Genomic DNA, 26,441 nt, shown 5'->3' on the forward strand with positions numbered 1-26,441 from the left:
TAAATGTGATTTGTATCACATTTATATGCCGTCTCTTTCCACAGGACAGCTCATACAACGGGCTCCTCCACGTCCTCGCCCCAGTTCGTTACCTGTAATTGTCAGTACTTTTATTCCTGCTTTATCATATTTTTCATTGGTATAGACATTACGTTCATAGCCAATGACGGTACCAGGTTTTACTGTTAGCACATTATTGGCATCGTTCCACTGCTCCCGCTCTGCTTCGTAGCTGTCTCCGCCGGTCGTAATAATTTTCAGTTGATCCAGTCCCAGAGCCAGCTCTATAGCCTGCATATAGTTTGGCATTGCTTTGACATCCATTTCCCCATGGCCTTTGGGCGTCAGACGCCAGGTTTCCAGCTCATGGTTAATAACAGCGGGATAGACAGAAAAGGTATCTGTATCGATATGAGTCATGACAGTATCCAGATGCATACAGGAGCGGTGTTTCGGCAGGTTCATGGCAATGACCTGAGTTGCCTGTTGAGAATCAAACAAGCGGGCTGCAAGGTTTTCCACTCCCTGTGCTGTTGTGCGTTCTGACATCCCGATCAGCACGGCACCTTTTCCGATCACCAGTACATCACCACCTTCAATATTGGCATTATCGTAGCATTGGTTATCGTCATCGAAGTAACGGATAAAGTCATTGCTGGCGAAGGTGTTATGCCAGCGGTAAATGGCTCGCAGATGGTTGGTTTCCCGTTGTCGAGCAGCCTTTGTCATTGGGTTCAGGGATACACCGCCATAGATCCAGCAGGAAGTATCTCGGGTAAACAGATGATTGGGCAGTGGTTCAATGACGAAGTCTTCCGGCTGGTGCAGTTTGGGCAGTATGGACGCTGAGCGTACCGGTACTTCGGAATAGGCCAGTCCTCCCAAAAGTATATTGGCCAGATATTCATTATCCATATCAGCCAGATGGGCTCTTAGATCCTGCGCGAATACCGGACCATAACGGAAATCGGATATCTGATGATGCAAAAGCCACTCTTTTGCTTCCTGCTCCGCCAGCGTTTCAGCCAGAAGATCATGTAGCTGTAATACTTCTACATTCTGAGAGATCAGGGTCTGGACAAATCTGTCGTGTTCTTTTCCTGCTTCTTCGACAGACAGTACATCGTCAAATAACAAATCCTGGCAATTTGACGGAGTCAGATGGGTTAGAGAGCGTTCGGGACGATGAACCAGTACCCGACGCAACTGACCCACTTCTGAGCCAACATATAACTTACTCATTTTGTTTCCTTACAGCGTATGATTAAGTTAGTTATGACAAGCTTGAGAAAAAGATGCAAGAGGGAAACATGGCGTTCTGGTCGGGATAATATGAAGTGGAGGTATATAATTATTCACTGAGAATTTCTGGTATTTGATCGTAAACCGTGCCATATTTCCGGCAAAATTACCCATCTGTAACCACCTTGACTATCTGGAGTTCCATTATGTCTCATGAAGATGAATATATGTCCGTTGAAGAATTAATCGCTATTCAGCAGGAAGAGACGCGTGAAATTATTGCGGCACTGCTTGAAGACGGCAGTGAGCCGGACGCTCTGTATGAGATTGAGCATCATCTGTTTGCTGAGAGTTTTGAAGCGTTGGAAAAGGCGGCAGTAGAAGCCTTTAAGATGGGATTTGAAGTTTTGGAAGCAGAAGAAACTGAAGATGAAGATGGTCATCGCCTGCTGTGTTGTGACGCGACAATGGAATCTGCACTGAATGCAGAACTGATCGACGAACAGGTAGAAAAACTGGTTAATCTGGCCGAGAAATATGACATTATCTATGACGGTTGGGGGACTTTCTACGAGGGTGAAGATGCCTTGTATGATGATGAAGATGAGCTGGACAGCGAAGAAGAATAAAAGTTTGAGCAGGTAAAATCATCGCTTTTTTGTCATTTGACAGAGGTATAATGAGCCTTTCAGAAAGATTTGCTTTCTTTGGGGTCTTTAAGTTACCGGCATGGTGGCCGATAATATGACGGTAACGTTGACACACCGACTAAATGCACTGGGGTTAGTTATGTATCTGTCTCTGATCCAGCGGGTTATCGCTGGTTTTGCTGTTGTTATTTTATTTGTTCTGACTATTAGTGGTTCTGCTTATTTTTCTCAGGTAAGAATGGCAGAACAACTTGAACTGACTGCATCCACTCTGACCGGGCTTCTGGACCGTTCCAATACCATGGTATTGCATATTCAGAATGCAAACCGTCTGATGCTGGTACATGCAAACAGTACTGATGCGGATAAACGGGATCAACTGAGGCATCAGTTTACAGCTGCAACCGCAGCATTCAATGATACTTTCACGCAAGTGAATAATGCACTGAAAACTTATCCTGAACTGGCTGAGAAGCTGACTTCTGTCGGGGAGGATAGTCAATCATTCATACGCATGGCATCTGAACACCTGGATATTCAGGATCAGCGTATTGCCGCAAGAGAGGCTTCTTCTTCTGAGCTTAAGCGTTACGATTCCGAATGGATCTTTTTTGATCAGGATATCGCTGACTTAAAATCTGATGCTGAGTTTGACGACATCCAGCAGGCTGTCTGGGATCTGGATGTTATTCAGGCTCAGGGTATTGGTGCTAAGGGGTATTTACAGAAGGTTCTGGCAGTTGATTCATCAGACGAAATCCAGACACTGACGGCTGAGGTTGAGCAGCATCTTAATGCTTTTACAGAGAAAACCAACCGAGTGATGCAGGCGATGCCTTCCAGTGAGGAGACTCTGAAGGTTTATCTTGAGTTGTTAACCCGTTCAGTTTCCGGAGAACAAGGGTTGTTGCAACAGCATCTGAAATATCTGGCTTTGCAGAATAGCAGTACAGAACAACTGCAGAGCATTGCGCATAAAGTGGATATGATTATTGCCGATGCCGGAACTATTACGACTCAAATCCGTGCAATGTCAGAGGATGCCCTCATTACAGCACAGGTTGCTTCCTCCCGTTCTGTTGTGCTGAATATTGTTCTGACTGTGGTGTCGATGGCAGTGGCGGTTGTTGTTGCTGTCACTGTGGTTATTTCGATTCGGAAACCTCTTGCAGCGATAACCGAAGCCCTGAGCGAGCTTGCCCGTGGTAATCTGACCTATCGTATTGATACTGAGTTTCGTTCTGAAATGGGGATTGTGGTACGCAATATTAATGAGCTGGGTGGTCAGCTCAACAGTCTGATAAGTAAGATCCAACAGTCGGCTCAAACGGTCAGTAATGTGGCTGACCAAAGCCACGCTATGAGTCAGAAAACTAACCGGGATGTTGAGCAGCAGAGAAGACAGACTGATTCGATAGCGACGGCGGTTACAGAGATGGAATCGGCGGTACATGAAGTGGCCAGCCATGCTGTGGAAACCAGTTCAGAAGTGGAACAGGTGACATCTCTGGCGCATGCCAATATGGATAATATGCAGAGTAATCTTGAATTTATCGGTCGTCTGAAGGATTCTCTGGATAAGGCATCGGGTATTATCCAGAATCTGTCCGGAGAAACACAGCAGATTGGTGAGGTTTTGACGGTCATTCAGGGGATATCTGAGCAGACCAACCTGCTGGCGCTGAATGCTGCTATTGAAGCGGCACGAGCTGGTGAGCAGGGGCGAGGATTTGCTGTTGTGGCGGATGAGGTTCGTTCTCTGGCCAACCGTTCCCGTGAATCCGCGGATGAAATTAGTCAGATGATACTCAGTTTGCAGGAGAAATCCCGGGAGGCGGTTTCTATTGTCGAGGATAATCAGTCTTATGCGGATCAGTCTGTGTCACAGACAACGGAAACCAGCCAGTCATTACAAGCCATGGTCGAGCGTTTAGGTACGATTAATGATATGAGTCGTTCCATTGCTACAGCCTGTGAAGAACAAAGTGTCGTCGCTAAAGATGTGGCAGAAAATGTGGTTGGTATTTCTGATATGGCAACCAATATTGCTCAGGATGCACAGGCTCTGGCTCGAAACAGTGAGTCTCTGAACCAGCTTTCCAGTGAGCAGAGTGAGTTGGTTTCACAATTCAAAATCTAATCCAGATCTTTCTCTTAAAGAGAAAAACATCGAAGGCAGAGATATTCTTATCTCTGCTTTTTTTGTGAGTAGAATTCTGTGATTTAATGAGCTGCTATAAAACCAGCAGAATGCTGAGAGGTGATGTTTCTGCGTAACCATACTTTCTCATGAAAATAGTAGGCAACAGAATTAATACTTGGCTCAATCAGTGCCATCATACCACCGATAAAGGCATCTCCTGTCAGTACATAGGTCACGGTAAACGCAACACTAAAGTGGATCACTGCGAAGCTGATGGTTTTCACCTGGGTGCTTTCCTGACGCTTGTTTAAAAACGGTATCTGTTGCCACGCTTTTTCATGGAAGTAGAAAGCCACGGTATTAATTGATGGCTCAATCATAGCGATAAGGCTGCCGATCAGGATGTCACCTGTCAATACATAAGCAACAGTAGTTGCGATAGAAAAATGAATGGCTGCAAAGGTGACTGTCTTAATCATGATGGTTATCCTCACTCAAGGAATATCGTTGGTGTGAAGATAGTATTGATAATTATTATCAATAGGTAAAGGCAAATATTTCTATTAGCGCCATAGGTATTTTCTATTAAAAAGAAAAAGCAGGTACATAAGTACCTGCTTTTAGAATGATTATCTGTGTAACTTGCTGATTACAGAACGGCAATAGCTGCTTGCTGTTCTTCCAGTTTCACCAGAGTCTCTTTGTAACCGGCCAGTTTTTCACGTTCTTTCGCTACAACCGCTTCCGGTGCTTTAGCAACAAAACCTTCATTGCCCAATTTGCCTTCCAGACGTTTGATTTCGCCTTGAGTCTTTTTAACTTCGCCAGCCAGACGAGCCAGCTCAGCATCTTTATCGATCAGACCAGCCATAGGGATCATCAGTTCAGATTTACCAACCAGTGCCGTTGCACAAGCCGGTGTTTCTTCATCCGTTGTCAGAACACGTACGCTTTCCAGTTTCGCCAGAGACAGCAGAACTTGTTTGTTGGCTTCCATGCGTACTGCATCGGTTTCTGTAGCGGCTTTCAACATTACTTCCAGTGGTTTACCCGGGTTGATATCGTATTCAGCACGCAGGTTACGGATGCTGGTGATAAAGGTTTTCACCCATTCGATATCATCCAGTGCTTCCTGATGAAAGTTGTCTGCATCGTACTGAGGCAAGCTCTGAAGCATGATAGTGTCACCTTCCACTCCGTCAACCAGAGGCTTGATGCTCTGCCAGATGGTTTCAGTGATATACGGGATCACCGGATGTGCCAGACGCAGGGTTTTCTCCAGTACCGTGATCAGGGTGCGGCGGGTTGCACGCTGTTGTGCCTCGCTGCCTTTCCACAGAACTGGCTTGGTCAGTTCCAGATACCAGTCACAGAACTGGTTCCAGATAAATTCGTACAGGGTGTTAGCCGCCATATCCAGACGGTAGTTGTCGATATGTTCGTTGAACGCTTTCGCAGCCTGTTCAAACTGGGATTCGATCCACTTATCTGCCAGTGAGTATTCCAGCTCCGCGTCGGCTGCAAAACCACAATCCTGTTCTTCGGTATTCATCAGCACGTAACGGCTGGCGTTCCACAACTTGTTACAGAAGTTACGGTAACCTTCCAAGCGCTTCATATCCCAGTTGATATCACGACCCGTTGATGCCATTGCGGCCAGTGTAAAGCGTAATGCATCCGTACCATAGGCTTCGATACCGTTTTCGAAGGTCTTACGGGTGTTCTTTTCAATTTTTTCAGCCAGTTGTGGCTGCATCATATTTCCGGTACGTTTTTCAACCAGAGATTCCAGATCGATACCATCGATCATATCAATCGGATCCAGTACGTTACCTTTTGACTTGGACATCTTATCGCCGTTTTCATCCCGGATAAGGCCGGTAACATAAACGGTTTTGAACGGTACCTGTGGTTTGCCGTTTTCGTCTTTGATGAAGTGCATGGTCATCATGATCATGCGGGCAACCCAGAAGAAGATGATATCGAAACCGGTAACCAGAACATCAGACGGATGGAACACTTTCAGCTCGTTTGTCTGCTCTGGCCAGCCCAGAGTACTGAATGTCCACAGTGCAGATGAGAACCAGGTATCCAGTACATCATCATCCTGACGTAATACAACGACCGGAGCCAAGTTATTCTGTTCACGGACTTCTTCTTCTGTACGGCCTACGTAGACGTTACCGTCGTTGTCGTACCAGGCAGGAATACGGTGGCCCCACCATAGCTGACGGGAAATACACCAATCCTGAATATCACGCATCCAGGAGAAATACATGTTTTCGTACTGTTTAGGCACAAACTGAATGTCACCGTCTTCAACGGCTTGAGTTGCAACTTCTGCCAGTGGGGCAGCACGCACATACCACTGGTCAGTCAGCATAGGCTCAATAACAACACCGCCACGGTCACCGTATGGTACGGTCAGTTCATGATCTTTAATTGCTTCCAGCAGTCCCAGTTCTTCAAATTCAGCAACAATGGCTTTACGGGCTGCGAAACGTTCCATACCCTGATATTTTTCTGGTAGCCCGGAACTGTAGACATCGCAGGCTTCACCATTACTGTTGAATACTTCTGCCTCTGTACGGATATTCGCATCGAAGGTCAGAATGTTGATCATCGGCAGCTTGTGGCGCTTACCGACTTCGTAGTCGTTAAAGTCGTGAGCCGGTGTGATTTTTACACAGCCGGTGCCTTTTTCCATATCTGCATGCTCATCGCCAACGATAGGAATACGACGTTCAACGACAGGCAGAATAATATCTTTGCCGATCAGATCCTTATAACGCGGATCCTCCGGGTTTACCGCTACGCCGGTATCACCCAGCATGGTTTCCGGACGAGTGGTAGCCACAACGATATAGTCTTTGCCGTCCGCAGTTTTTACGCCGTCAGCCAGTGGGTAGCGGAAGTGCCACATATGGCCTTTTTTGTCTTTGTTTTCTACTTCCAGATCGGAGATCGCGGTATGCAGTTTCGGATCCCAGTTAACCAGACGCTTACCACGGTAGATCAGATCGTCTTCATACAGGCGAACAAAGACTTCTTTTACTGCGTTAGACAGGCCGTCGTCCATTGTGAAACGTTCGCGTTCCCAGTCAACAGAAGCACCTAATCGGCGCAGCTGCTTGGTGATAGTACCACCGGATTCGCCTTTCCATTCCCAGATCTTATCGATGAAAGCATCACGGCCGTAATCGTTTTTGGTTTTGCCTTCTTCTGCGGCGATCTTGCGCTCAACAACCATTTGCGTCGCGATACCTGCGTGATCGGTACCCACCTGCCACAGGGTATTTTTCCCTTTCATACGCTGGCAGCGGATTAAGGTATCCATAATGGTATCCTGGAAAGCATGCCCCATGTGCAGGCTACCTGTGACGTTTGGCGGCGGGATCATGATGCTGTATGCATCTTTTGATGTGTCACCATGTGGTTTGAAGTAGCCGTTCTTTTCCCAGTTCTGGTAAAGAGACTGTTCGATAGATTGTGGGTTGTATGTCTTTTCCATAGCGCTCTTAATGGATGTTTTTCGTTAATTCTTGTGGTGAAAATGCCAAACCTTATAAGTAAATAGCTTTATCTGAAGCATTTTTACTTATAAGGATTGGCTATGGATATTGTATGTCGATGGTCTGTAGCTGATAGCCCGACTGGCGATAGATTTTATATCTTTCTCGCGCAATTTGCTTCGCTTTTTCATCGCAAGGAACGAAGTCTACCACTTGTGCAAAGGTTCCCGCAAAATTTGTCGTATCTTTCGCAAGATTTATTACCAGTTGGCGATTCCAGCCTGGTTTGAGTTTGGAGTAACCGATTTCTACTGCAGTGCCTGAACGGGGGCCTTCACCAACCAGGTGATGAGGAAGAAACCGCTCCGGTGACTGTTGCCAGATGAGCTCATCCCATTCTTCTGCTTCTTGTTTGTCGTGTGCGTTGAGATATATCCGGGCACCTTGCTGAACAAAGTGCCGGATCAGAAACAGCACATACTCCCGGAACCCTTCACAAGATGCCTGATGGGTGTCGGGAGCAACGATGTAGAAAGTGGCTGTATTCACCTTCTTTTCTTAATACTTATTCTTCAATATTCAGTCCGCTGCGATTAAGCAGGAACTGGACCAGCATCGATACCGGACGTCCCGTCGAGCCTTTGGCCTGGCCTGATTTCCATGCAGTTCCTGCAATATCGATATGCGCCCAGTTATACTTTTTGGCAAAACGGGACAGGAAGCAGCCAGCGGTAATTGTACCGGCAGGGCGGCCACCGATATTCTGCATATCTGCAAACGGACTGTTCAGCTGTTCCTGATACTCGTTGCTGATAGGCAGACGCCATGCCCGGTCACCAGCCTGTTCAGAGGCGTTGACCAGTTCATGTGCCAGTGGATTATGATTAGACAGCAGGCCACTGATATGGTGTCCCAGCGCAATAATGCAGGCACCGGTCAGGGTTGCGACATCAACCACACAATCCGGCTCAAAGCGTTCTGCGTAAGTCAGGGCATCACAAAGTACCAGACGGCCTTCCGCATCAGTATTCATTACTTCTACCGTCTGGCCTGACATAGTGGTCAGAATATCACCTGGACGGTAGGCGTTGCCTCCCGGCATATTTTCACAACCGGCCAGAATGGCCACTATATTTATTGGCAAGTTCAGTTGTGCTACGGCTTTCATTGTGCCAAAAACGGATGCAGCACCACACATGTCGTATTTCATTTCGTCCATAGCTTCACCCGGTTTCAGTGAAATACCGCCGGAGTCGAAGGTCAGCCCTTTGCCGACCAGAACAATCGGCTTAGCATCTGAATCTGGGTTACCTTTGTATTCAATGACAGACATCATGGATTCGTTACGGGATCCTCTGCCGACAGCCAGATAGGCTGTCATACCGAGTTTTTCCATCTCTTCTTCACCAATGATGCGGGTAGTGACGCTGGTAAAATCGTCGGCAAGGCGGCGAGCCTGTGATGCCAGATACGCTGGGTTGGCGATGTTAGGCGGCATATTGCCCAGATCTTTTGAGGCTCTAACTCCGGAAGCGATGGCCAGACCGTGGCTAATGGCCTTTTCACCCAAATTCAGTTCGCGTCGGGTAGGCACATTGAATACCAGTTTGCGCAGAGGGCGGCGGGTTTCCGGTTTATTGCTTTTGAACTGGTCAAAGGTGTACAGGCCATCTTTTGTTGATTCTACGGCCTGACGGACTTTCCAGTAGGTATCTCTGCCTTTCACGTGTAATTCGGTCAGAAAGCAGACGGCTTCCATAGAGCCGGTTTCATTAAGTGTACTGATGGTTTTCTGGAAGATCTCTTTATACTGGCGCTCGTCCAGCTCTCGCTCTTTACCACAACCTACCAGCAGTACCCGTTCAGACAGTACTCCGGGAACCTGATGCAGAAGCAGCATCTGACCCGGTTTACCTTCCAGATCACCACGGCGCAGCAGTGAACTTATATAACCGTCGCTGATTTTATCCAGCTGTTCAGCCACAGGAGAAAGACGGCGAGGCTCAAATACACCAACAACGATACATGCGCTGCGCTGTTTCTCAGGGCTACCACTTTTTACACTGAACTCCATGCGTACTCCTACATCTTAAAGACAAACAGAACTAAATGTTAGATAATCAGAATTAATGCCCGGATACATAACCCGGAATCTGTTGTGAACGTTTAGGCTAACAGCTAGTCAAAAATTTAAAAAAATATAAACTTCAACGGAAAATTATAGTGATTCGACCAAAAAAACAAGTTTTGTATAGGTACTTTTAGCGTGATTATTGTTAGATATTTGATCCGCGAGACAATCAAAAGTCAGTTTGCCATCTTTTTTATACTGTTTATGGTGTTTGTCAGCCAGAAATTTATCAGTGTACTGGCGGATGCCTCTGACGGAGATATTCCTGCTAGTCTGATTTTTTCTATTGTCGGCCTGAATATGCCGTCAATGGGGTTGCTTATGCTGCCACTGAGTCTGTACGTCGGCATTCTTATTACTTTTGGTCGCCTTTATGCTGAAAGTGAAATTACGGTAATGAATGCGACAGGAATCGGGAATAAGTTTCTGATTCATGCGGCTCTTTACCTTGCACTTATTACATCGGCTATTGCCGCCTACAATACCCTGTTTTTGTCACCCTGGTCACAAGACAGAGTTGCCGGACTGATGGAAGAGGTGGCTGCAGATAACAGTGTTGAATTACTGCAAAAAGGGCAATTTCAGCGCACACCTGATGGTTCCGCCGTTGTTTTTATTGATGATGTGGAAAATAAAACACTGAATAGCGTGTTTGTGGCACAACTGGTACCCAGGGATTCTTTTCGCCCGAGTGTTGCGCTGGCAAAATCAGGCGTCGTCAGAGAGCAGAAGGACGGGCGTCAGATCCTGAGTTTGCAGGATGGAGCCCGCTATGAGGGGGTTCCTTCTCGTCTGGACTATATGGTGACGCATTTTAAACGGTATGATGCGCTGATTGGGCAGAGGAAAATTCATAAAAAAAACCGGGAGTGGGAAGCATTTCCGACGATAGCATTGCTGGATAATCCGGATCCCTATGCTCAGGCTGAACTGCACTGGCGTATTGCTCTGGTTGTGTGTATTCCTCTGCTGACACTATTGGTTATTCCTTTGTCATCGGTGAATCCTCGTCAGGGACGCTTCGCTAAAATGGGACCTGCGATTGTCTTTTATATGGTGTATTTCCTGGTTCTTAGTGCAACGAGAGCTGGTATTGAAGATGGCAGTATCCCGACCAGTATTGGTATGTGGCCGGTACATATCGCATTGCTGATGGCCGGAGTGCTGATGAATTTTATGGATAGCGTAACGGTAAGACGCATTAGGGATAACTTCAAACAGAGAAAAATAAAGAAGGCTGCATAACCCGTGTTTAAGATTATTGATATCTACATTGGCCGGACCATTATTACGACCAGCTCTTTGTGCTTGGCTACCCTGATTGGGCTGTCCAGTATTATTAAATATGTCGATCAGTTGCGTAAGGTTGGTGAGGGGAGTTATGACCTTATTCAGGCTTTATTGTATGTCATGCTGACGATTCCCCGTGATATAGAGATGTTTTTTCCTATGGCAGCTTTACTCGGGGCTCTCATCGGTCTGGGGGTTCTGGCGGCCAGTTCGGAGCTGACGGTTATGCAGGCTTCTGGTTATTCAAAACTGGATATTGGGTTATCGGTATTGAAAACAGCGGTTCCTCTGATGCTGTTTATTGTGGCTTTGGGACAGTGGGGGGCTCCACAGGCACAGAAAATGGCTCTGGAACTGAGATCGTTTTCCATCTCTGGCGGTAAAATCGTTTCCCTGCTGCGTGGGGTATGGGCAAAAGATGGCAATGATTTTATTTTTATTGGCCGGGCAGAAGATGACAAGCTGAACGTCGTTAATGTCTGGAAATTTGATGCTGACAAACAGTTGTCGGAAGTGATTTCTGCGCAACGTGCTGAATATATAGCGGGTAATCAGTGGCAACTGGAAGATGTTGTGGTGACGCTGATGCAGGATGGCATTGAACTGGCCGAAGCCCGCTATGATGAATACACATGGACAACATCACTGGAACCAGACAAATTATCTGTCGTATCAGTGAAACCGGAAGAGCTGGCACTCAGTGGCCTGTATGGCTATGTTCGTTATCTGAAAGAGTCTGAGCAGGACGCGTCCCGATTTGAGCTGGCATTTTGGCGTAAAGTATTCCAGCCGGTATCTATTGCAGTGATGATGTTGCTGGCGCTGTCGTTTGTTTTCGGACCCTTGCGCAGCGTTACTATGGGGGCCCGGATCCTGTCCGGGGTTATTGCTGGCTTCGCGTTTTATATTTCCAGTGAGTTTTTCGGTCCGGTCAGTCTGGTCTATCGGGTTCCGCCGGTATTGGGTGCTATTGCTCCCAGTATAGTCTTTATGCTGATAGCGATTCTTTTGCTGCGAAGAAAATTATAGACAGATATTACCGGGAACAGCGTTCCCGGTTTTTGTTTATTCAGTACTTATTCTGATAAGGCAGTACGACGACATCTGTTTTAGCCCAGATATCATGAAAGCCACGTTTCTTTATATCAAAGGGGACGGAAAGGTTAGACAAGCCAAAAGCCGATGTGCCGATGCGTATCAATGATTGGGTAATCGTGATCAGGCTGCCGTCACTATTCTGCACTTTTAATTTTCCGGCTCGCATGCCTGGAGTCTGTCCTCTGTTTGTCCAGTAGTAAACAAAATATCCGACCCAGATCCCTCCAAGATAGAAGGTATATACGCTCCGCCAGACGGGGTGATTGCCTAACAGATCGCTGGCTCCGGAGTAGGGGGTATAGTTCATTAGCCCGTCGGCAACCAGAGCCTTGAGCACTGCGACAACGATACCTGCGGCGAATATCTCTAGAGCAAGAATAATTAACCCGTCATAAAACAGGGCATAAAGGCGTGAACCGAGTCCGGCTTTGGGATAGATGATTGTTTTTACCATGTTAATACATCAGTTATTTCAGTTAATAGCAGCATAGCGTTATGTTTTGCTGCTGAAAAGAGGTTCGGCGCACAGAGTTATTATCCGGAAGTGATGCGGTTTTATTGGTGGTGATTGGAAAAAGTACTAGAGTTAAAGGTGGTCAGCCGGTTTTTCAGACAAATAACATGGTAATAAACAGAAAAGTCTTTAAACAGTGGATGTTCTTATTGCTCTTGGTTGGAGGGCTAATTATTTGTTGGCAGATAAAGGATACTGGCAATTCTGTCATTAATAACCATTCCCCAATCCGGATCGGCGTGTCTCAGACGCCTCTCAGCGCCCCTTTTATTATTGCTGAGCACCTGAAATTGTTTAAAAAACGCAATATAAATATCAGTTATGTTCCCTGCAAAGGGGGAGTAAAATGTGCCGATTTACTGAATCAAGGGGCGGTAGAGTATGCAACGGCATCAGAGTCAGTTGCCATGTTTAATAGCTTTACTGACGATGATCTGGCTCTGGTTGTCAGTTTTGTTGAATCGATGAATGATTTGAAACTATTGGCGCTGAAATCTTCGGATCTCAGTTCTGTTCATGCTCTGGCGGGGAAAAAAGTAGGTATTATTCAGGCCAGTGCCAGTGAGTTTTACTTCGACACTCTGTTAATTGTTAATAACCTTAAAGATATGCCGGTAACCAAAGTGTATCTTTCTCCGGAAGAAATGGTGAATCAGCTTATTTCTTATCAACTGGATGCGGTATCAATATGGGAGCCTTATGGTTACAGAACACACCTTCAGTCTGGCGATTCGGTCGTCAATCTGGGGCTCCCCGGTGTTTACCAGCTTTCGTTTAATCTGTTATCCCGTAAATCGTACTTGCATGGCAACAATGTGCAGGCGGCGGACATTCTCCGTGGGCTTGGCAATGCGATCGAGTGGATCCATACCCATCCAGAGCAGGCTAAAGAGATTGTCTCGCAAAAACTGGATATTCCGTTAAATGAAATTGACTGGTCCTGGGATGATTATGTTTTTCGCTTATCTATAGGCAGTTCACTGCTGACCAGTCTGCAACTGCAATCCCGCTGGGCAATGGAACGGGGGCTGGTTCAGGGAACGGCTCCTGATTATCGTTCGGTTATCTACAGTCAGCCTTTTGAGGTCGCGGAAGGTGGGGGTAATCAATGATTAACTCCATGTACAGAAAGCTGATTATTCTGTTTATCATCAGTTTTCTGCTGACTGTGTTGATCATAACCTCGATGGCCAGAATTTACCGGGAGCAGCAACATACTGGTGATGAGCTGAGATACCTTGCCAGAGTGCAGTTAAGTATAGATATGCTGAGAAGTCAGCTGTGGTTTTTTTCTCAGAGGGGAGATGAACAGACCTTCAGACAAGTTGATATTGCTCAGCAGGAACTGTCTGATTATCTGCAGGAAAAGGATTCATACAATTTGCCATTTGCTGGTCTGATTAAGATGAATAACAGTTTGGCGCATTTACTCAGGCAGGAAATGCTCCTGAAAAAACGACTTTCAGCCCGGAGCCGTGAGAGCGAGCAGTCAATCAACCCCGTCAGTCTGTTGCATGCCCGCTACAATATGCTGATTCAGAATATGACAGAAGAGATTGCCTACGTGCATAAAATATTGCTCGACAGTAATGAGCAGGAAACCAGAGTCATGATGTATTATTCGTCTGCAATCCTGATCCTCAGTTCTATTATGCTCAGTCTCATTGCCTTATCCATACTACGCCGTTTCAGGAAAGATCGGATTGCTTTCCAGACGGCAATTTTTGATCTAAGCCAGGGAATGCTAGGTACGAAAATCAATTATCAGAAGCTGGATAATGAGTTTGTTGAACTGGCGAAAGTGTTTAACCGTATGAGTAGTTCGTTAAGGCTTTCTCTGGTGACAAAAAAAGAGCTGGAGGAAGAAGTCTGCAGGCAGACGGCTGAACTGGAAAAACAGAAACAGCGGCTGGAATTTTTGTCTGAACATGATCCGCTGACAAATCTGATGAACCGGCGGGCTTTGGAAAAGGCCATTGATGAGGCAATGATCAGGGCTGGGCGTACAGGGAAGAAGCTGGCGCTGCTGTTTATTGATTTAGACCATTTTAAAGCCATTAATGATCAGAAAGGTCACGATGCCGGAGATCTGATCCTGACGACAGTTGCAAACCGTTTAAAAGAATCAATACGGGAAACGGATCTGCTTGGGCGGCTGGGTGGTGATGAATTCTTACTTTGTCTGGATCTGATGGATGATTTCACGATTGTCTGTCAGAAAGCCCGAGAAATCATTGAATTAATTGGTAAACCGGTTGCTTTTGGCGGAGAAAATCTGTTTGTCGGAGCCAGTATCGGTGTCAGTTATTTTCCGGATCACACTGAAGACAGAAGTCTTCTTATTCAGAAAGCAGATATGGCGATGTATCACGCCAAATCATTACCGGGCAGTGTCTGTTCTGACGGGACAACATTGCTTGCCGAGCAGTAGAAATTCAGATAACGCATACACACATAGCCTACAACCAGAGTCGCGATATAGAGTTCAATAGTTGCCAGAGTATGGATCAGCAGAGCATATTCTCCGCTTCCCTCTATTTCAGATAGCCACTGTGCCGTTTTAAATAGTGCAGTTGCGCCGATAACCAGTGGAAAAGTAAATGCCGCGTAGCCTGGACTGAATGGCAGGCGAAGCAGACGGAATAAAGCGACATAGATGGTGACTGTCATCAGCACGGCAATACTACCCAGTAGAGCGACGATAAATGGTGAAGGCTCAGGGAGCAGCGTAAGGTATCCAGCCAGACTCAGACTTGCCGGTGCAGCCATGATGGCAATGGTTGGTTTTGCCGGATCCGGGATTTCAGTAATGAATATCAGACGGTAAAGCATTACCGGCAGCATAACGGCATAGGCAGTCATACCAAACATCATCAGTGATTCGGCCAAAGGTTGTAATGTAGGGTTTCCGGGAAAAGCAACGTCTGCAACGATAATGCCTATCGGGGGAACGAACCAGCTTGGCAGCATCTGTTCAAGATGAAAAGCTTTGATTCGGTGGCAGGTGAACAGGCTGAAAAATACGATATGCAGCAGTACAGCAAACAGCCATAATATCGAACCTGCTGACGGAAAATACTGACCGGTAGTTTTAGAGATCACCATCAGCGACATTGCAAAGGTTGGAACAATACTGCCCGCTACAGGGTGCATCAGATCCTGCCACAGAGATTGAGGGAAGCTGATAAATTTTAGACACAGAATTAGCAGCAATGCGCAAGCCACAACAGTACCGGACAGTTGAATATAACCATGTGCAGGTACAATACTTTCCCAGCACCAGCTAAGACTTGCAATGCCCAGAGCTAGTCCTGCCATGGGGGTTGGGGCATTGGCTGTTTTTTGTTTGATCATATTCATTATGTCTGAACCTTGTTATGTAAGCGGACTAACCTTACAAAAGTTGTTATATTTAGGATATCTGAATTTTTTGAAAATAACGTTCATTTTTTCTTAATATGTTAATGGAGGGCGATTGGCGACTTCACTGAAACAATTGCGGGTGTTTGTTTCCGTTGCACAGGAAAAGACGATAACCGGTGCGGCAGCAAAGCTGTTTTTGTCTAAAGCGGCAGTCAGTATGGCGTTGGCTGAACTGGAAAAACAACTCGATCATCAGTTATTTGACCGGAACAACAACCGGTTGTTAATTAATGAGCAGGGTAAGCGTTTACTTCCCGCAGCGGATGAACTGTTATCCCGTTCTCATGACATTGAGCACATGTTTAACCAGAAAGGTGCAGTATCCGGAAAACTAAGGATTGGTTCCAGTGATACGGTTGGCATTCAGGTAACCCCATTTCTTTTACGTGACTTCCGCCAGCATACCGGGCATAAGGACCAATCGCTGTTTATCTCTAATACAGCTGAAATCTGCCATAAGCTCAGTGAATTTGAGCTGGATATCGGCTTGGTGGAGGGACATGTCCGTCAGCCAGATCTGTCTATTCATCCCTGGCTGGAAGATGAAATGGTTATCGCCTGTCCTCCTGATCATCCACTGACTCAGATGGGCGTGCTTAGTTTTTCTGCTCTGGAGCAATCGGAATGGATCCTTAGGGAGCAGGGCTCTGGAACGCGGGATTTTTTTATCAATCATGTCGCGTCTCACCTGGCTCAATGGCATCTGGTTCTGGAGCTGAATAAAACAGAAGCGATTCTGAATTGTGTTGCTGCCGGGATGGGGATCACCTGTATTTCAAATTACGCCATTGCTCATGCGGTTAAGGATGGCCGGGTTGCTGCTCTGAAGCTGCCAGTGGAGAGAAAACGTCAGTATTGGCTGATCTACCATAAAGAAAAGTATCGTAGCCCTCTGATGGAAACGTTTATCCATTTCAGCCGTAACTGGGAAATGCCTCTGATGGATATCTTGTAGTAAAGTGAGATTGAGATGAGATAAAAACAACAAAGCCCTCTGATGAGGGCTTTGTTGTTCAATATGGTAGCGGTAGGCGGACTTGAACCGCCACGCCCGAAGGCACCTGATTTTGAATCAGGCGTGTATACCAATTTCACCATACCGCCAAATTGTTCGATGCATTATACGGATGAATTGAAAGCGTGCAAGCAGAAAAGTCTTATGTGCTAGTCGGTTGCTGGTTAAATCACCATTGCAATAGGTTATTCAGCCGGACGCCATTCAGGTGCAATGCCGGTATCTTCATATAAGGGTTTATTATATTGATCCCGTTCTTCACTGAAGTACCAGACATTGTCAGGGAAATAGTTCCTATATTCAGGGAAGTATTTCGCAAATGTACGCTGGCAGGGCACGGTGAAATCTTCTCTCTTCAGATATGGATACCGGGCAATACAGCATTCTGCCAGCCGGTTGAAGAAATGATTCCCCATAAATCGGTCATAAGTAATACTGTGGAAAGCGCTGTGTTCCATTCTGTTGTAGTTATTCAGGTTATTGCTGGAAAGACCAAGGTCTCTTCTGCGACGCATGTCAATACCGACACTGAGATCCCTGTGAACGATTCGTTTTATATTTTTACTACTGTCCAGTTCCAGCAATATGTTCTGCCCGTGTGGCTCAATCATATAGCCAAAGTGCCGGAAACAGTCTATCCAGTGTCGTATGATTGGCAGCATGATGTTACTTAATATAAATTCCAGTGGCTCTCTGTTACCGATCAGCTCGTACAGCAGAGGCTGAATATCCGACTGATAAAAATCTTCGCCGTAGAGTGCAAAACCCGGTACAAGCGAGCGCGGTTCTGCTGCTGCGGGAAAAGGGGTCATATCTCGGACAACAAATCCCCAGTTTTCCCCTCTTTCACTCTGGGTTGTTGTATTTTCTTTAAAGGTGATCCCGATGACTTCTCGCAGAAAGGCAAAATCATCCCTCATTTTGTTAATGCCTTGTTCCAGTTCGGCAGAAACATTAATGGCCTGCTCCACAACTTCATCTCGCATTTTACGTGTATAGCGAGAAACTTTGAATGGAAAGTGGACTTTTACCGCGTGTAGTTCTCCTTCTTCCTGTACAAATAAAGTACGGGTGGAAGCGCTGGGAATCACATTTATTGAGCTATTTTTTATTGTATTTTTAAGTTGATTATTCAGATAAGGATCTGACGATGCTTCATCCATAACCTGCGGGTGAATACAGAAGCTGACACTTTGAGCGTGGATATAGCGAGCAGCGATACTTTCTGACGGGTTAGCCTGATAAATATTGACGCACTCTCTGGGGAGATCGATGGTGCACAAAGCAAATTCCTGATTATCAGAATCCGGCTGATAGGCACTGGCAGCTTCGGTATAGGATGAATGCTGGCTGTAGGTTCTGGTACCCTTATTTCGATACCGTTCAAGATAATATAAATTGGGTAATGGCATATTTAGTTACGCTTTTTTACTTTAGTTATAAAGTAACTATAACCGTCCAGGATGACAGAAAAAAGAGATCTGATACAAGAAAGAATGATTTTCATGTTCAGTGGCAAAATACATAAGGTTATGTTTATCTGATGGTTTACATTCGCAATCTTTATTAAATCTGTTTTATATTAATGGGATATCCAAGAATAATTATATGTTTATATTAAAATTGAGACATATAGATAGGTTTATGATTTTTCATCTCTTATTTTGTTTTAACTGATATTTTTATCTATAGTTGAGAGTGATTATTATCTCCGCATTGAGCTTTATGTCTCCGTGTCTTATGTTTTTATTATCACATTTATTTTTTAAGCCTGTTTCATCGTGGCAGTGATGGGGAGGAAGATAATGTATAAGTGGATGTGGATGTTTTCCGGACTGAGTACTAACGGAAAGGTGGGGGTTGTTATTGTGCTTCTTATCATTGCTGGTGTGTTTTTTTGCATGCTGCCTTTCTTATATCAGGTTGTTCTTGGTGTGTTAAAAATGTTCTGGCGGATAGGCGGGAAAGCGGCTTCTCTATGTATAGATGTTCTGACTGCACCCGTTTATTTTCTGATTAGATTTATGCAGTTATTTGCCGGGACAAGAGGTCATCAGACTTCGGTAGTGCCAATTGTGAAAGAGACACAAACAAATCAGACTCTGTATAGAGTGATGCTGGATCAGGACAAAAACAGAGGTCGTCAGGGATAGGTCTGAACATGAAACTGTCCCTGCCTATCATCAGAGACAGGGGCAATTAAGAAAGGCTCAGTCCAATCGGCTGAGCCTTCTGATTATCAGTAATGATCAGGCGTTTTGCTTTACATCAAACTGGCCAATAAGTTGATCCAGACGGGATAAGGCATTTTCCATCAAAGTGATCCTGCGGGAAAGCTGCTGTGATGACATTTGTAATTGTTCAGTATGCTGTCTGGTGTGGTCGGCTGTTTTGCTGTGTTCTTCACTATTGGCAGCCGCTTCCTGAATGATTTTGAATAACTCGGTAACCGACTGATGCATCTGTTCATTACGCTGTGCCGAATCAACCACAACCGAATTATTTTCAACATTATCTATACCTTGCTGCATATAACCTACTGCGGTGGCTGAACGCTCATGCAACTGACGCATCATATCACCAATATTATTGGCTGCTTTTGTTGTCCGGTTTGCCAGAACCCTTACCTCATCCGCAACGACTGAAAATCCCCGGCCATGTTCACCGGCTCGTGCGGCTTCGATTGCTGCATTCAGAGCCAGCAGGTTGGTCTGTTCGGTGATCTCTGTAATGATAGAAACAATACCGGAGATTTTTTGCATCTCGTCATTCACCTCATTGACACTCTGTGCTGATGCTTCAACGATAGAACGGATGGTGTTGGCATTTTCTACCGCCAGTTGATATTCAGATTCTGTATTTCTGACAACTTCCCGCATGACCTGATCGACATCCCGGGCCGATTGATGAGCTCCGGCAATTTCACTCTGCTGCAGTCTGGCCAGTGTCAGCATATTTTCTACTGCTGCAGAGGTATCATCACTGGTACTGGACAGGATCTGGCAACGACGGAACATCGATTCTGAGACCTGCTTGACTTCATTACTGGCAAAGATCAGTTCTGTAATGATGCCTTCCAGACTATCGACAAAACTGTTTATCCAGCGTCCCAGCCCTCCGATTTCATCTGCACTGAAGCGGGAAGCATCCAGTCTTTGAGTCAGATTGCCGTCGCCTTCCGCAAGGGTCTGTATAACCTGAGTCATTTGAGAGAGCTTCTGACTAAATGGTGAAATGGTTAATTTTCTGAAGGTAAAGATACTGATCAGCACGCACAGCAGAGTCAGTATTCCCTGTGCTGCAGATGTAAGCTGTAGCAGACCGGATGATGCAACGGGGAGCAGCAGACAGAAAAGCAGGTGCAGTATAAAGTGATTGGTCAGAGTGTGAGATAAACTCCGGTGACGGTATACTTCTTCTAAATCGGATTCACACATCATTCCCCATAGGTCTGGTGATCCCGGAAGTCGGAAGGTTACGCCTTTTCCGATCACCGGAATATGTCGGTAGTCAGAATAGCCGGGGTAATCGATATACAGGTTTTCTCCGTTCTTTATTGTTTCTCTGACACCCGGATGTAGCTGCCTGGTTGCCGGGTCGGTAAAAATAATTTCAAATTCGGTATGTTCCTGAACTTTTACCGTACCGAATTTTGTGTTCACCCCCTGTTTCAGGTTTTCACCATGGGAAAAGGTATTGTCTTCAAAACGGGAACGGGAAAGCGCTGTTCCCTGACGAATATCCGGGTCGTGGACTGCTTCTACCATAAATAGGTAGTTATCTCCGGACTCACTGTAGATATGTCCGGCTTCCCGCTGAATAATATCGCCGATAACATCATTAGGTATCCGGCCACAGAGGCAGAGTGGCTGCCCGCTTTCATCGGTAAACGGCTGATAGAACATTAGGGTAACGGCATCATGAAATCGGGAACTTGAGGCTCCGAGTTGTTCTGTACGTTTATCGATGTAAGGGCCATGGAGATATTGAGCAGATAAACCTGCATTCAGAGCCTTGCTGTCAGTCTGGTTACTTCCTGCATGTGAATCTTCAGAAGAATGGCAGACAGTACCAGCAGTATTGACGATAAAAAGTTCAGAAAAGTCTGTACCTCGTAGCAGAAGTTGTTGCAGTGTATCGATTCTGGATTCTTCTGACTTACTAGCCAGATATAATGCTGCATTCTCAAGAAAAGACCACTGATTATTGGTCCATGTAGTAAGTAGTTTGACCCGAGTCTGGGCAATACTTTCAAAGGTGTCCTCCAGTTCACTTTTTCTTGTCCGGTTATGAAAGCAGGCCTTACGCATCATTAGTTTTCCTGTTTTTCCGAACCAGGGTAACCAGTGTCGTTCTGCTTGTGTCAGTTGCATGTCTCGTCTCCATCCATTGATCTGAAAGGCAATACAGCACCATTGTGGTGAAACCATTTATGCTTATTAATGGTTAATTATTGGTGATTTATATTGCTGAATTTGCATCTGTTAACTTTGTGTGATTTTTTATTCTTATGTTGCTGAGAAAGCAATCTTTGCGCCAATAATAAATGCCGTAATTTGGGGCGTTGCAGGTTATTTTTCTGGTGTGAATTGCCAATATGGTGCAAATTGCCCGATCTGTGCACCAATTTGGGTGTTTTGCGATGCCTTATATGGTTGAGAGAAACAAGACAGTTGGTGGAGAAGAAGTACTCTTTTAAAAATAGAACGCCTTTTTGCTAAATTTGTTAAAAAAACAACTCATTTATGGACTCTGTTTTTATAACTTTAGAGTTGATTTTTGGTAGAAAACCATGGGTATGTACGGGTTGATCTTAATCAATGAATACGTTGAAATGTTAAGAGTTGTTAAATAATTTTTAAATTCTTTATTGATTTGTTTGTGGGTGTGAACGTATAGTCGTATTCGGGCTAGGTTGATACAGGAGGTTGGAGATGTTTTCAACAGGAGATAAACCAGGGAAAGGATCTTACGTATGTGAGAAGTGCAGAATTGCTGTGATACTGAATAGTGATCATGAAACTCTGCCATATTGTCCGTGTTGTGAAGCTCGTAAATATCTGGCTAAAGATGGCTGGAATAAAAAAGATAAATAAAACAAATTACTACGTTCCTTTTACTGTTCTGTTTGATGATTAATTTGTGTAGTTTGATGTTCAGTTTATATAGTTTGATGTTTAATTTATGTAGATAGTGTGAAACCTCAGCTTCGGCTGAGGTTTTTTTATGTCTTCCAGATCTGAATTCGGGTATCGCCCTGGCCGGGTTTGATATAAAGTGGCATTAACATATACAAGGAGTACGTAATGACACTGACTATCTGGCTATCACTGTTTACTGTCTGTTTACTCGGAGCTATGTCTCCGGGACCGAGTCTGGCTATGGTAGCAAAACACAGTCTGGCTGGTGGCCGGGCAAATGGATTGGCAACGGCCTGGGCACATGCATCCGGTATTGCACTGTATGCTTTGATTACGTTAATTGGGCTGGCGGCACTTTTACAGCAGTCTCCGTTAGTCTTCCGTTTACTCAGTTATGCCGGGGCGCTTTACCTCGCGTATTTAGGCTTGAATGCTATCCGTTCTAAGGGGGGGATTGCAGCTAAGTTACAGGCTGGAGAAAGCATGAGTGTATGGCAATCTGCCCGGGAAGGCTTTTTTATTTCTCTGACCAGTCCTAAGATCATGTTGTTCTTCATTGCGTTGTTTAGTCAGTTTGTCGCTGCCAGTAATGGTGAAACTAGTGGTAAGGCATTAATTGTCGTAACGCCGTGGCTGGTTGACGGACTCTGGTATACGTTAATCACTTTTGTTTTGTCTTCTTCTCTGCTTCTGGAAAAGCTGAGAGCAAAGGCTCTACTGATTGATCGCCTTTCCGGATGTGTTCTGATCGCTCTGGCTTTAAAGGTTCTGTTGAGTTTCTAAACCGGAAAAACATTTTTATCAATAAAGATAGAGAAATTGTTCCGGGTATGTTATCAGTACGTTTAGTGAACATTTATCCCAGTTAGTTGGTCGCTGTTGCGACTGTGTAAGTATGAGGTCAAAGAAATATATGCCTGTTGATACATGGAAAGATCCTAAGAATAAGGAATATTCCAAGGATGTGAATTTAATATCAACTACAGATCCCTCCAGTTATATAACATATGCCAATAGTGTTTTCTGTGATGTTGCGGAATATCAGACAGAAGAGTTACTTGGGCAACCGCATAATAAAGTTCGGCATAAAGAGATGCCTAAAGCTGCGTTTGCTCAGTTATGGGAATATGTGCAATCCGGAAAAAGCTGGATGGGATTGGTAAAAAACCAGCGTAAAGGTGATGGTTATTATTGGGTTTCTGCATTTGTGACTCCGATAAAAAATCATAAAGGTGATATCACTGAATATCAATCTGTTCGTTCCAGACCCGATGAAGCACAAACAAAGCGTGCATCACTTTTATATAAGAAATTAAATAATGGTGAAAAAATCCGGCAGAACAGAATCGCATATACTTCATTTAATATATTCTTTTCAGTATGCTTTCTGCTCCAGTCTTTTTTGTTATTTACCGGAGTGCCGGTCATATATATGGCTGTTGCCGGACTAATATGTGGTAGTGGAATGCTGGGAATATCCTTGCATCAGAATAAGCGTTTCAGCCATATCAGGAAACTGGCTAACGATTCTTATCATAACCCTCTGATGGAAAAACCTTATACCGGTTATTTTGATGATTACTCACAGATTGAGCTTGCCCTAATGATGCGAAAAGCTGAGCTGAGAGCGGTATCCGGAAGGACGGCTGAAACAGCGGGACAGATTCTGGAAGAAGCCGAAAATGAATTCGGTACTATTCAGTCTATTGAACAAAACCTGACGCAGCAGTCAGCAGAAACGGAAATGGTTGCAACAGCAGTAGAAGAACTGAGCCATTCTATTCAGGAAGTTGCCGATAGTGCTGCCGCTACATCTCAGGCTACCCGTGAGGCGAATCAGGAGTCACAGAAGGGGATGGAAAGTATCTCTGTGACCATTGATGTGATTGAGCAATTAGCTGCTGAACTGGAAAATTCCCGGGAGGTTATTGACCATCTTTCCCAGAATAGTGTTCAGATCGAAAGTATTCTGGATGTTATAGGTGGTATCTCCGAGCAGACCAATCTGTTGGCTCTTAACGCTGCTATAGAAGCTGCCCGTGCGGGAGAGGCCGGAAGAGGTTTTGCTGTGGTTGCAGATGAAGTCCGTTCACTGGCAACAAAAAGCCGTGCTTCAACAGATCAGATCCACGCGATGATTTCAGAGCTTCAGGAAACCGCTCAAAATGCAGTGAGCATTATGGAAAAAGGCGGAGAGCTGTCCAGGGAGTGTACTCAGAGAGCGAATGATACAGGCGGAGTACTGAGTAATATTTCCGGTATGTTGTCACAGATAACTGATAACAGTCATCAGATTGCTGTTGCGGTTGAGCAGCAGGCCGGTGTGACTCAGGAAGTGAACGGCAATGTGGTGAACATTAAATCTCTGGCCGACGAGACATTGCAGATGTCTAACCGTTCGGTGGAGAGAACCAGTAAGCTGGTAGACAGTCTGGAAGCTCTGCAGCGTCTGATAAAGCAGTTTCAGTCTCATTAATACGTTACGCCGCTTATTTTGCAGAAAAGCTTATTTGTAGCTGTGAAGTAAGCGGTGATCTTCCTTTTTCGAAAACATACTTTTCTTAGGTAAATAAAAAAGCCTGATCTTGCGATCAGGCTTTAAAAGTGGCTCCCCCTGCAAGACTTGAACTTGCGACATACGGATTAACAGTCCGCCGTTCTACCGACTGAACTAAGGGGGAACAATAATGGTGCCTCGAGGCGGAATCGAACCACCGACACGAGGATTTTCAATCCTCTGCTCTACCGACTGAGCTATCGAGGCAAAAGAATGGTGCCGACTACCGGAATCGAACTGGTGACCTACTGATTACAAGTCAGTTGCTCTACCTACTGAGCTAAGTCGGCACACTATAATCTTTTACAAAGACTGATGTCTTAGACACCAATCATTAAATTATGGTGCCCGGAGGCGGAATCGAACCACCGACACGAGGATTTTCAATCCTCTGCTCTACCGACTGAGCTATCCGGGCGACGGAGCGCTATTAAACGGATTTTCGCTGTCAGCGTCAACCTGTTTTTGCAAAAAAAACGCAAAAAAGTGACCGAGTGCTGTGATTTTAAGCAAAAGCACGGAGCTTATGTTATTTCACCAGATTAAACTCTCTTTTGTATCCAGTGACCTTTTCCAGATAGCGACGGGATTCGTTGTTCGGATGTTTTTTGGTTAGTGCCCAGTAAACCTGATTTGGTTGCAGGGCATTCAGATCCCGCATTGCCCGTGAACGATTGCGGTCGAATGTATTCAGTACACCACCTGTACCGCCGTTGTAGGCCGAAATCATACTGTATTCCAGAGAAATTGGATCTCTGACTTCTTTTAGGTAGCGGTTTTTTAATAGATAAAAATAGGCTGTTCCTGTGTCTATATTGTTGGCCGGATCAAACAGATATTCCGGAGAAGGTTGTCCGGAACGTTTCTTAACCAGCTTAAAGACATCGGCACCGGCGGTTTTCGGGACTACCTGCATCAGACCATAAGCATTGGCCCAGCTTACGGCATAAGGATTGAAGCTGCTTTCTGTTTTTATAATGGCGTAGATTAAATCTTCTGCAATACCATATCGGCGTGCTGCTCTTTGTACAATCTCGGCGTATTTATAGCTGCGTAATTCAAAGTGTTCTTCAACCATCGGGATTTCAACATAATAGGCTTTTTTGTAATCCACAGTTTTGGTTTTTAAATGATGAGCAATCAGGTAATCAGCAAAGCGATTAGCACGCCAGCTCCACTGGATCGGTTGTTTATCCTGATCAATAACCTGCTGATAAAGGAATGGCTGACCTTTGAGTTCAATACTGGATGAGGAGAACAGATCTACATTGGCTGGATCATCCGGGGTAAGCAGGGTTGTGACGATGGCATTTTTCAGGTGTTTTTTCGGTTCTGTCGGAGAGACGGTCTCAATGGTAATTTTGCCCTCGGTAAAATTAACGTCAGAACGGCTCAGATAGTTGTCTATGTACTTTACGTAGTTACTCTTACCTGCGATACGAAATTCCTTGTGACCCCAGCGTTTCTCAATGTTGCCGGAAAAGCTGTTCATCAGTGCATCCATTGCTGCGGTGTCTTTCTGAAATTGCCCCGGCAACCGAGCCAGATTTTTGGCGAAACGGTTAGTCGGTTCGTAATCTACCTCATAGACGGACTCAATAAATTCTCGACTGCAGCCAGTGAGGAGAAAAGGGATCAGTAGACAGTAAAGCTTCTTCATATCAGATGTTCAAATGCTAAACCGGATATCCGGTTTGTTTTGTTTTTCCCAGAAATCCCCACGCA

Annotated in this window: 21 protein-coding genes and 5 tRNA genes; 11 read left to right on the top strand and 15 right to left on the bottom strand. The window is 45.2% G+C overall.

Annotated elements, in window-relative coordinates:
• Positions 1-21: 21 nt before the first annotated feature.
• On the bottom strand, positions 22-1,242 hold the full coding sequence (arcA, locus tag CSW98_RS12735) for an arginine deiminase (protein ID WP_100800862.1): 1,221 nt from the start codon (positions 1,240-1,242) through the stop codon (positions 22-24).
• Between the two features lie 206 nt (positions 1,243-1,448).
• Between arcA and rraB the strand changes: the two genes are divergently transcribed.
• Both rraB and CSW98_RS12745 read left to right on the top strand, forming a co-directional pair.
• Positions 1,449-1,871, top strand: a complete 423-nt coding sequence (gene rraB, locus CSW98_RS12740) for a ribonuclease E inhibitor RraB (protein WP_100800863.1) — start codon at positions 1,449-1,451, stop codon at positions 1,869-1,871.
• 115 nt (positions 1,872-1,986) lie between these two features.
• Positions 1,987-4,032, top strand: coding sequence for a methyl-accepting chemotaxis protein (locus CSW98_RS12745; protein ID WP_198517334.1), 2,046 nt, complete (start codon positions 1,987-1,989; stop codon positions 4,030-4,032).
• 83 nt (positions 4,033-4,115) lie between these two features.
• Here CSW98_RS12745 and CSW98_RS12750 read toward each other — a convergent pair whose 3' ends face one another.
• The 4 genes from CSW98_RS12750 to pepA form a co-directional block, all read right to left on the bottom strand.
• On the bottom strand, positions 4,116-4,514 hold the full coding sequence (locus tag CSW98_RS12750) for a DUF2061 domain-containing protein (RefSeq protein ID WP_100800865.1): 399 nt from the start codon (positions 4,512-4,514) through the stop codon (positions 4,116-4,118).
• A 170-nt stretch (positions 4,515-4,684) separates the two neighbouring features.
• Positions 4,685-7,546: a valine--tRNA ligase gene (locus CSW98_RS12755; RefSeq protein WP_100800866.1), complete on the bottom strand. Its 2,862-nt coding sequence runs from the start codon at positions 7,544-7,546 to the stop codon at positions 4,685-4,687.
• A gap of 100 nt (positions 7,547-7,646) precedes the next feature.
• Positions 7,647-8,096 (bottom strand): DNA polymerase III subunit chi, encoded by a 450-nt coding sequence (locus CSW98_RS12760; RefSeq protein ID WP_100800867.1) that lies wholly within the window; start codon positions 8,094-8,096, stop codon positions 7,647-7,649.
• Positions 8,097-8,112: 16 nt separating this feature from the next.
• Positions 8,113-9,621: a leucyl aminopeptidase gene (gene pepA / locus CSW98_RS12765; RefSeq protein ID WP_100800868.1), complete on the bottom strand. Its 1,509-nt coding sequence runs from the start codon at positions 9,619-9,621 to the stop codon at positions 8,113-8,115.
• A gap of 192 nt (positions 9,622-9,813) precedes the next feature.
• Here pepA and lptF point away from each other — a divergent pair, with 192 nt between their 5' ends.
• Positions 9,814-10,923: an LPS export ABC transporter permease LptF gene (lptF, locus tag CSW98_RS12770; RefSeq protein WP_100800869.1), complete on the top strand. Its 1,110-nt coding sequence runs from the start codon at positions 9,814-9,816 to the stop codon at positions 10,921-10,923.
• A gap of 3 nt (positions 10,924-10,926) precedes the next feature.
• A complete protein-coding gene (gene lptG, locus CSW98_RS12775; protein WP_100800870.1) occupies positions 10,927-11,997 on the top strand; it encodes an LPS export ABC transporter permease LptG in 1,071 nt (356 codons plus the stop codon).
• 40 nt (positions 11,998-12,037) lie between these two features.
• Here lptG and CSW98_RS12780 read toward each other — a convergent pair whose 3' ends face one another.
• Positions 12,038-12,520 (bottom strand): RDD family protein, encoded by a 483-nt coding sequence (locus tag CSW98_RS12780; RefSeq protein WP_100800871.1) that lies wholly within the window; start codon positions 12,518-12,520, stop codon positions 12,038-12,040.
• Positions 12,521-12,720: 200 nt separating this feature from the next.
• On the opposite strand from CSW98_RS12780, the gene CSW98_RS12785 reads away from it, so the two are divergent.
• Together CSW98_RS12785 and CSW98_RS12790 are read left to right on the top strand one after the other, a co-directional pair.
• Positions 12,721-13,692, top strand: coding sequence for an ABC transporter substrate-binding protein (locus CSW98_RS12785; RefSeq protein WP_269799023.1), 972 nt, complete (start codon positions 12,721-12,723; stop codon positions 13,690-13,692).
• Positions 13,689-15,011 carry a diguanylate cyclase gene (locus CSW98_RS12790; RefSeq protein ID WP_100800872.1) on the top strand — a complete coding sequence of 441 codons (1,323 nt, stop codon included), beginning with the start codon at positions 13,689-13,691 and terminating at the stop codon, positions 15,009-15,011. Before CSW98_RS12785 ends, CSW98_RS12790 begins: the two co-directional genes overlap by 4 nt.
• Here the strand turns inward: CSW98_RS12790 and CSW98_RS12795 are convergent.
• Positions 14,948-15,943, bottom strand: coding sequence for a TDT family transporter (locus CSW98_RS12795; RefSeq protein ID WP_100800873.1), 996 nt, complete (start codon positions 15,941-15,943; stop codon positions 14,948-14,950). The two genes, CSW98_RS12790 and CSW98_RS12795, sit on opposite strands and share 64 nt — an antisense overlap.
• Positions 15,944-16,055: 112 nt before the next feature.
• Between CSW98_RS12795 and CSW98_RS12800 the strand changes: the two genes are divergently transcribed.
• A complete protein-coding gene (locus tag CSW98_RS12800; protein WP_100800874.1) occupies positions 16,056-16,958 on the top strand; it encodes a LysR substrate-binding domain-containing protein in 903 nt (300 codons plus the stop codon).
• A gap of 64 nt (positions 16,959-17,022) precedes the next feature.
• On the opposite strand, the gene CSW98_RS12805 is transcribed toward CSW98_RS12800, so the two are convergent.
• A tRNA-Leu gene (locus CSW98_RS12805) sits at positions 17,023-17,107 on the bottom strand.
• A 96-nt stretch (positions 17,108-17,203) separates the two neighbouring features.
• On the bottom strand, positions 17,204-18,430 hold the full coding sequence (locus CSW98_RS12810) for an IucA/IucC family protein (protein ID WP_100800875.1): 1,227 nt from the start codon (positions 18,428-18,430) through the stop codon (positions 17,204-17,206).
• A gap of 393 nt (positions 18,431-18,823) precedes the next feature.
• Here CSW98_RS12810 and CSW98_RS12815 point away from each other — a divergent pair, with 393 nt between their 5' ends.
• Positions 18,824-19,171: a hypothetical protein gene (locus CSW98_RS12815; protein WP_100800876.1), complete on the top strand. Its 348-nt coding sequence runs from the start codon at positions 18,824-18,826 to the stop codon at positions 19,169-19,171.
• A gap of 96 nt (positions 19,172-19,267) precedes the next feature.
• On the opposite strand, the gene CSW98_RS12820 is transcribed toward CSW98_RS12815, so the two are convergent.
• Positions 19,268-21,391 (bottom strand): methyl-accepting chemotaxis protein, encoded by a 2,124-nt coding sequence (locus CSW98_RS12820; RefSeq protein ID WP_100800877.1) that lies wholly within the window; start codon positions 21,389-21,391, stop codon positions 19,268-19,270.
• A gap of 561 nt (positions 21,392-21,952) precedes the next feature.
• Here CSW98_RS12820 and CSW98_RS17640 point away from each other — a divergent pair.
• From CSW98_RS17640 to CSW98_RS12830, 3 genes are all read left to right on the top strand, one after another.
• Positions 21,953-22,114: a hypothetical protein gene (locus CSW98_RS17640; protein WP_198517336.1), complete on the top strand. Its 162-nt coding sequence runs from the start codon at positions 21,953-21,955 to the stop codon at positions 22,112-22,114.
• 210 nt (positions 22,115-22,324) lie between these two features.
• Positions 22,325-22,942 carry a LysE family translocator gene (locus CSW98_RS12825; protein WP_100800878.1) on the top strand — a complete coding sequence of 206 codons (618 nt, stop codon included), beginning with the start codon at positions 22,325-22,327 and terminating at the stop codon, positions 22,940-22,942.
• A 130-nt stretch (positions 22,943-23,072) separates the two neighbouring features.
• Positions 23,073-24,635, top strand: coding sequence for a methyl-accepting chemotaxis protein (locus tag CSW98_RS12830; RefSeq protein ID WP_100800879.1), 1,563 nt, complete (start codon positions 23,073-23,075; stop codon positions 24,633-24,635).
• A 129-nt stretch (positions 24,636-24,764) separates the two neighbouring features.
• Here CSW98_RS12830 and CSW98_RS12835 read toward each other — a convergent pair.
• The 5 genes from CSW98_RS12835 to mltC all read right to left on the bottom strand — a co-directional run bounded on the left by CSW98_RS12835 (position 24,765) and on the right by mltC (position 26,376).
• Positions 24,765-24,840: transfer RNA gene (locus CSW98_RS12835), tRNA-Asn, on the bottom strand.
• A gap of 7 nt (positions 24,841-24,847) precedes the next feature.
• Positions 24,848-24,923: transfer RNA gene (locus CSW98_RS12840), tRNA-Phe, on the bottom strand.
• 7 nt (positions 24,924-24,930) lie between these two features.
• Positions 24,931-25,006 (bottom strand) — tRNA-Thr (locus CSW98_RS12845).
• A 52-nt stretch (positions 25,007-25,058) separates the two neighbouring features.
• A tRNA-Phe gene (locus CSW98_RS12850) sits at positions 25,059-25,134 on the bottom strand.
• Positions 25,135-25,245: 111 nt separating this feature from the next.
• The gene (mltC, locus tag CSW98_RS12855) at positions 25,246-26,376 is read right to left on the bottom strand and encodes a membrane-bound lytic murein transglycosylase MltC (protein WP_100800880.1); all 1,131 of its coding nucleotides are present in this window, start codon (positions 26,374-26,376) and stop codon (positions 25,246-25,248) included.
• Between the last annotated feature and the right edge of the window lie 65 nt (positions 26,377-26,441).

It is taken from the genome of Vibrio sp. HA2012, from assembly GCF_002812955.1.
Lineage (GTDB): Bacteria > Pseudomonadota > Gammaproteobacteria > Enterobacterales > Vibrionaceae > Vibrio.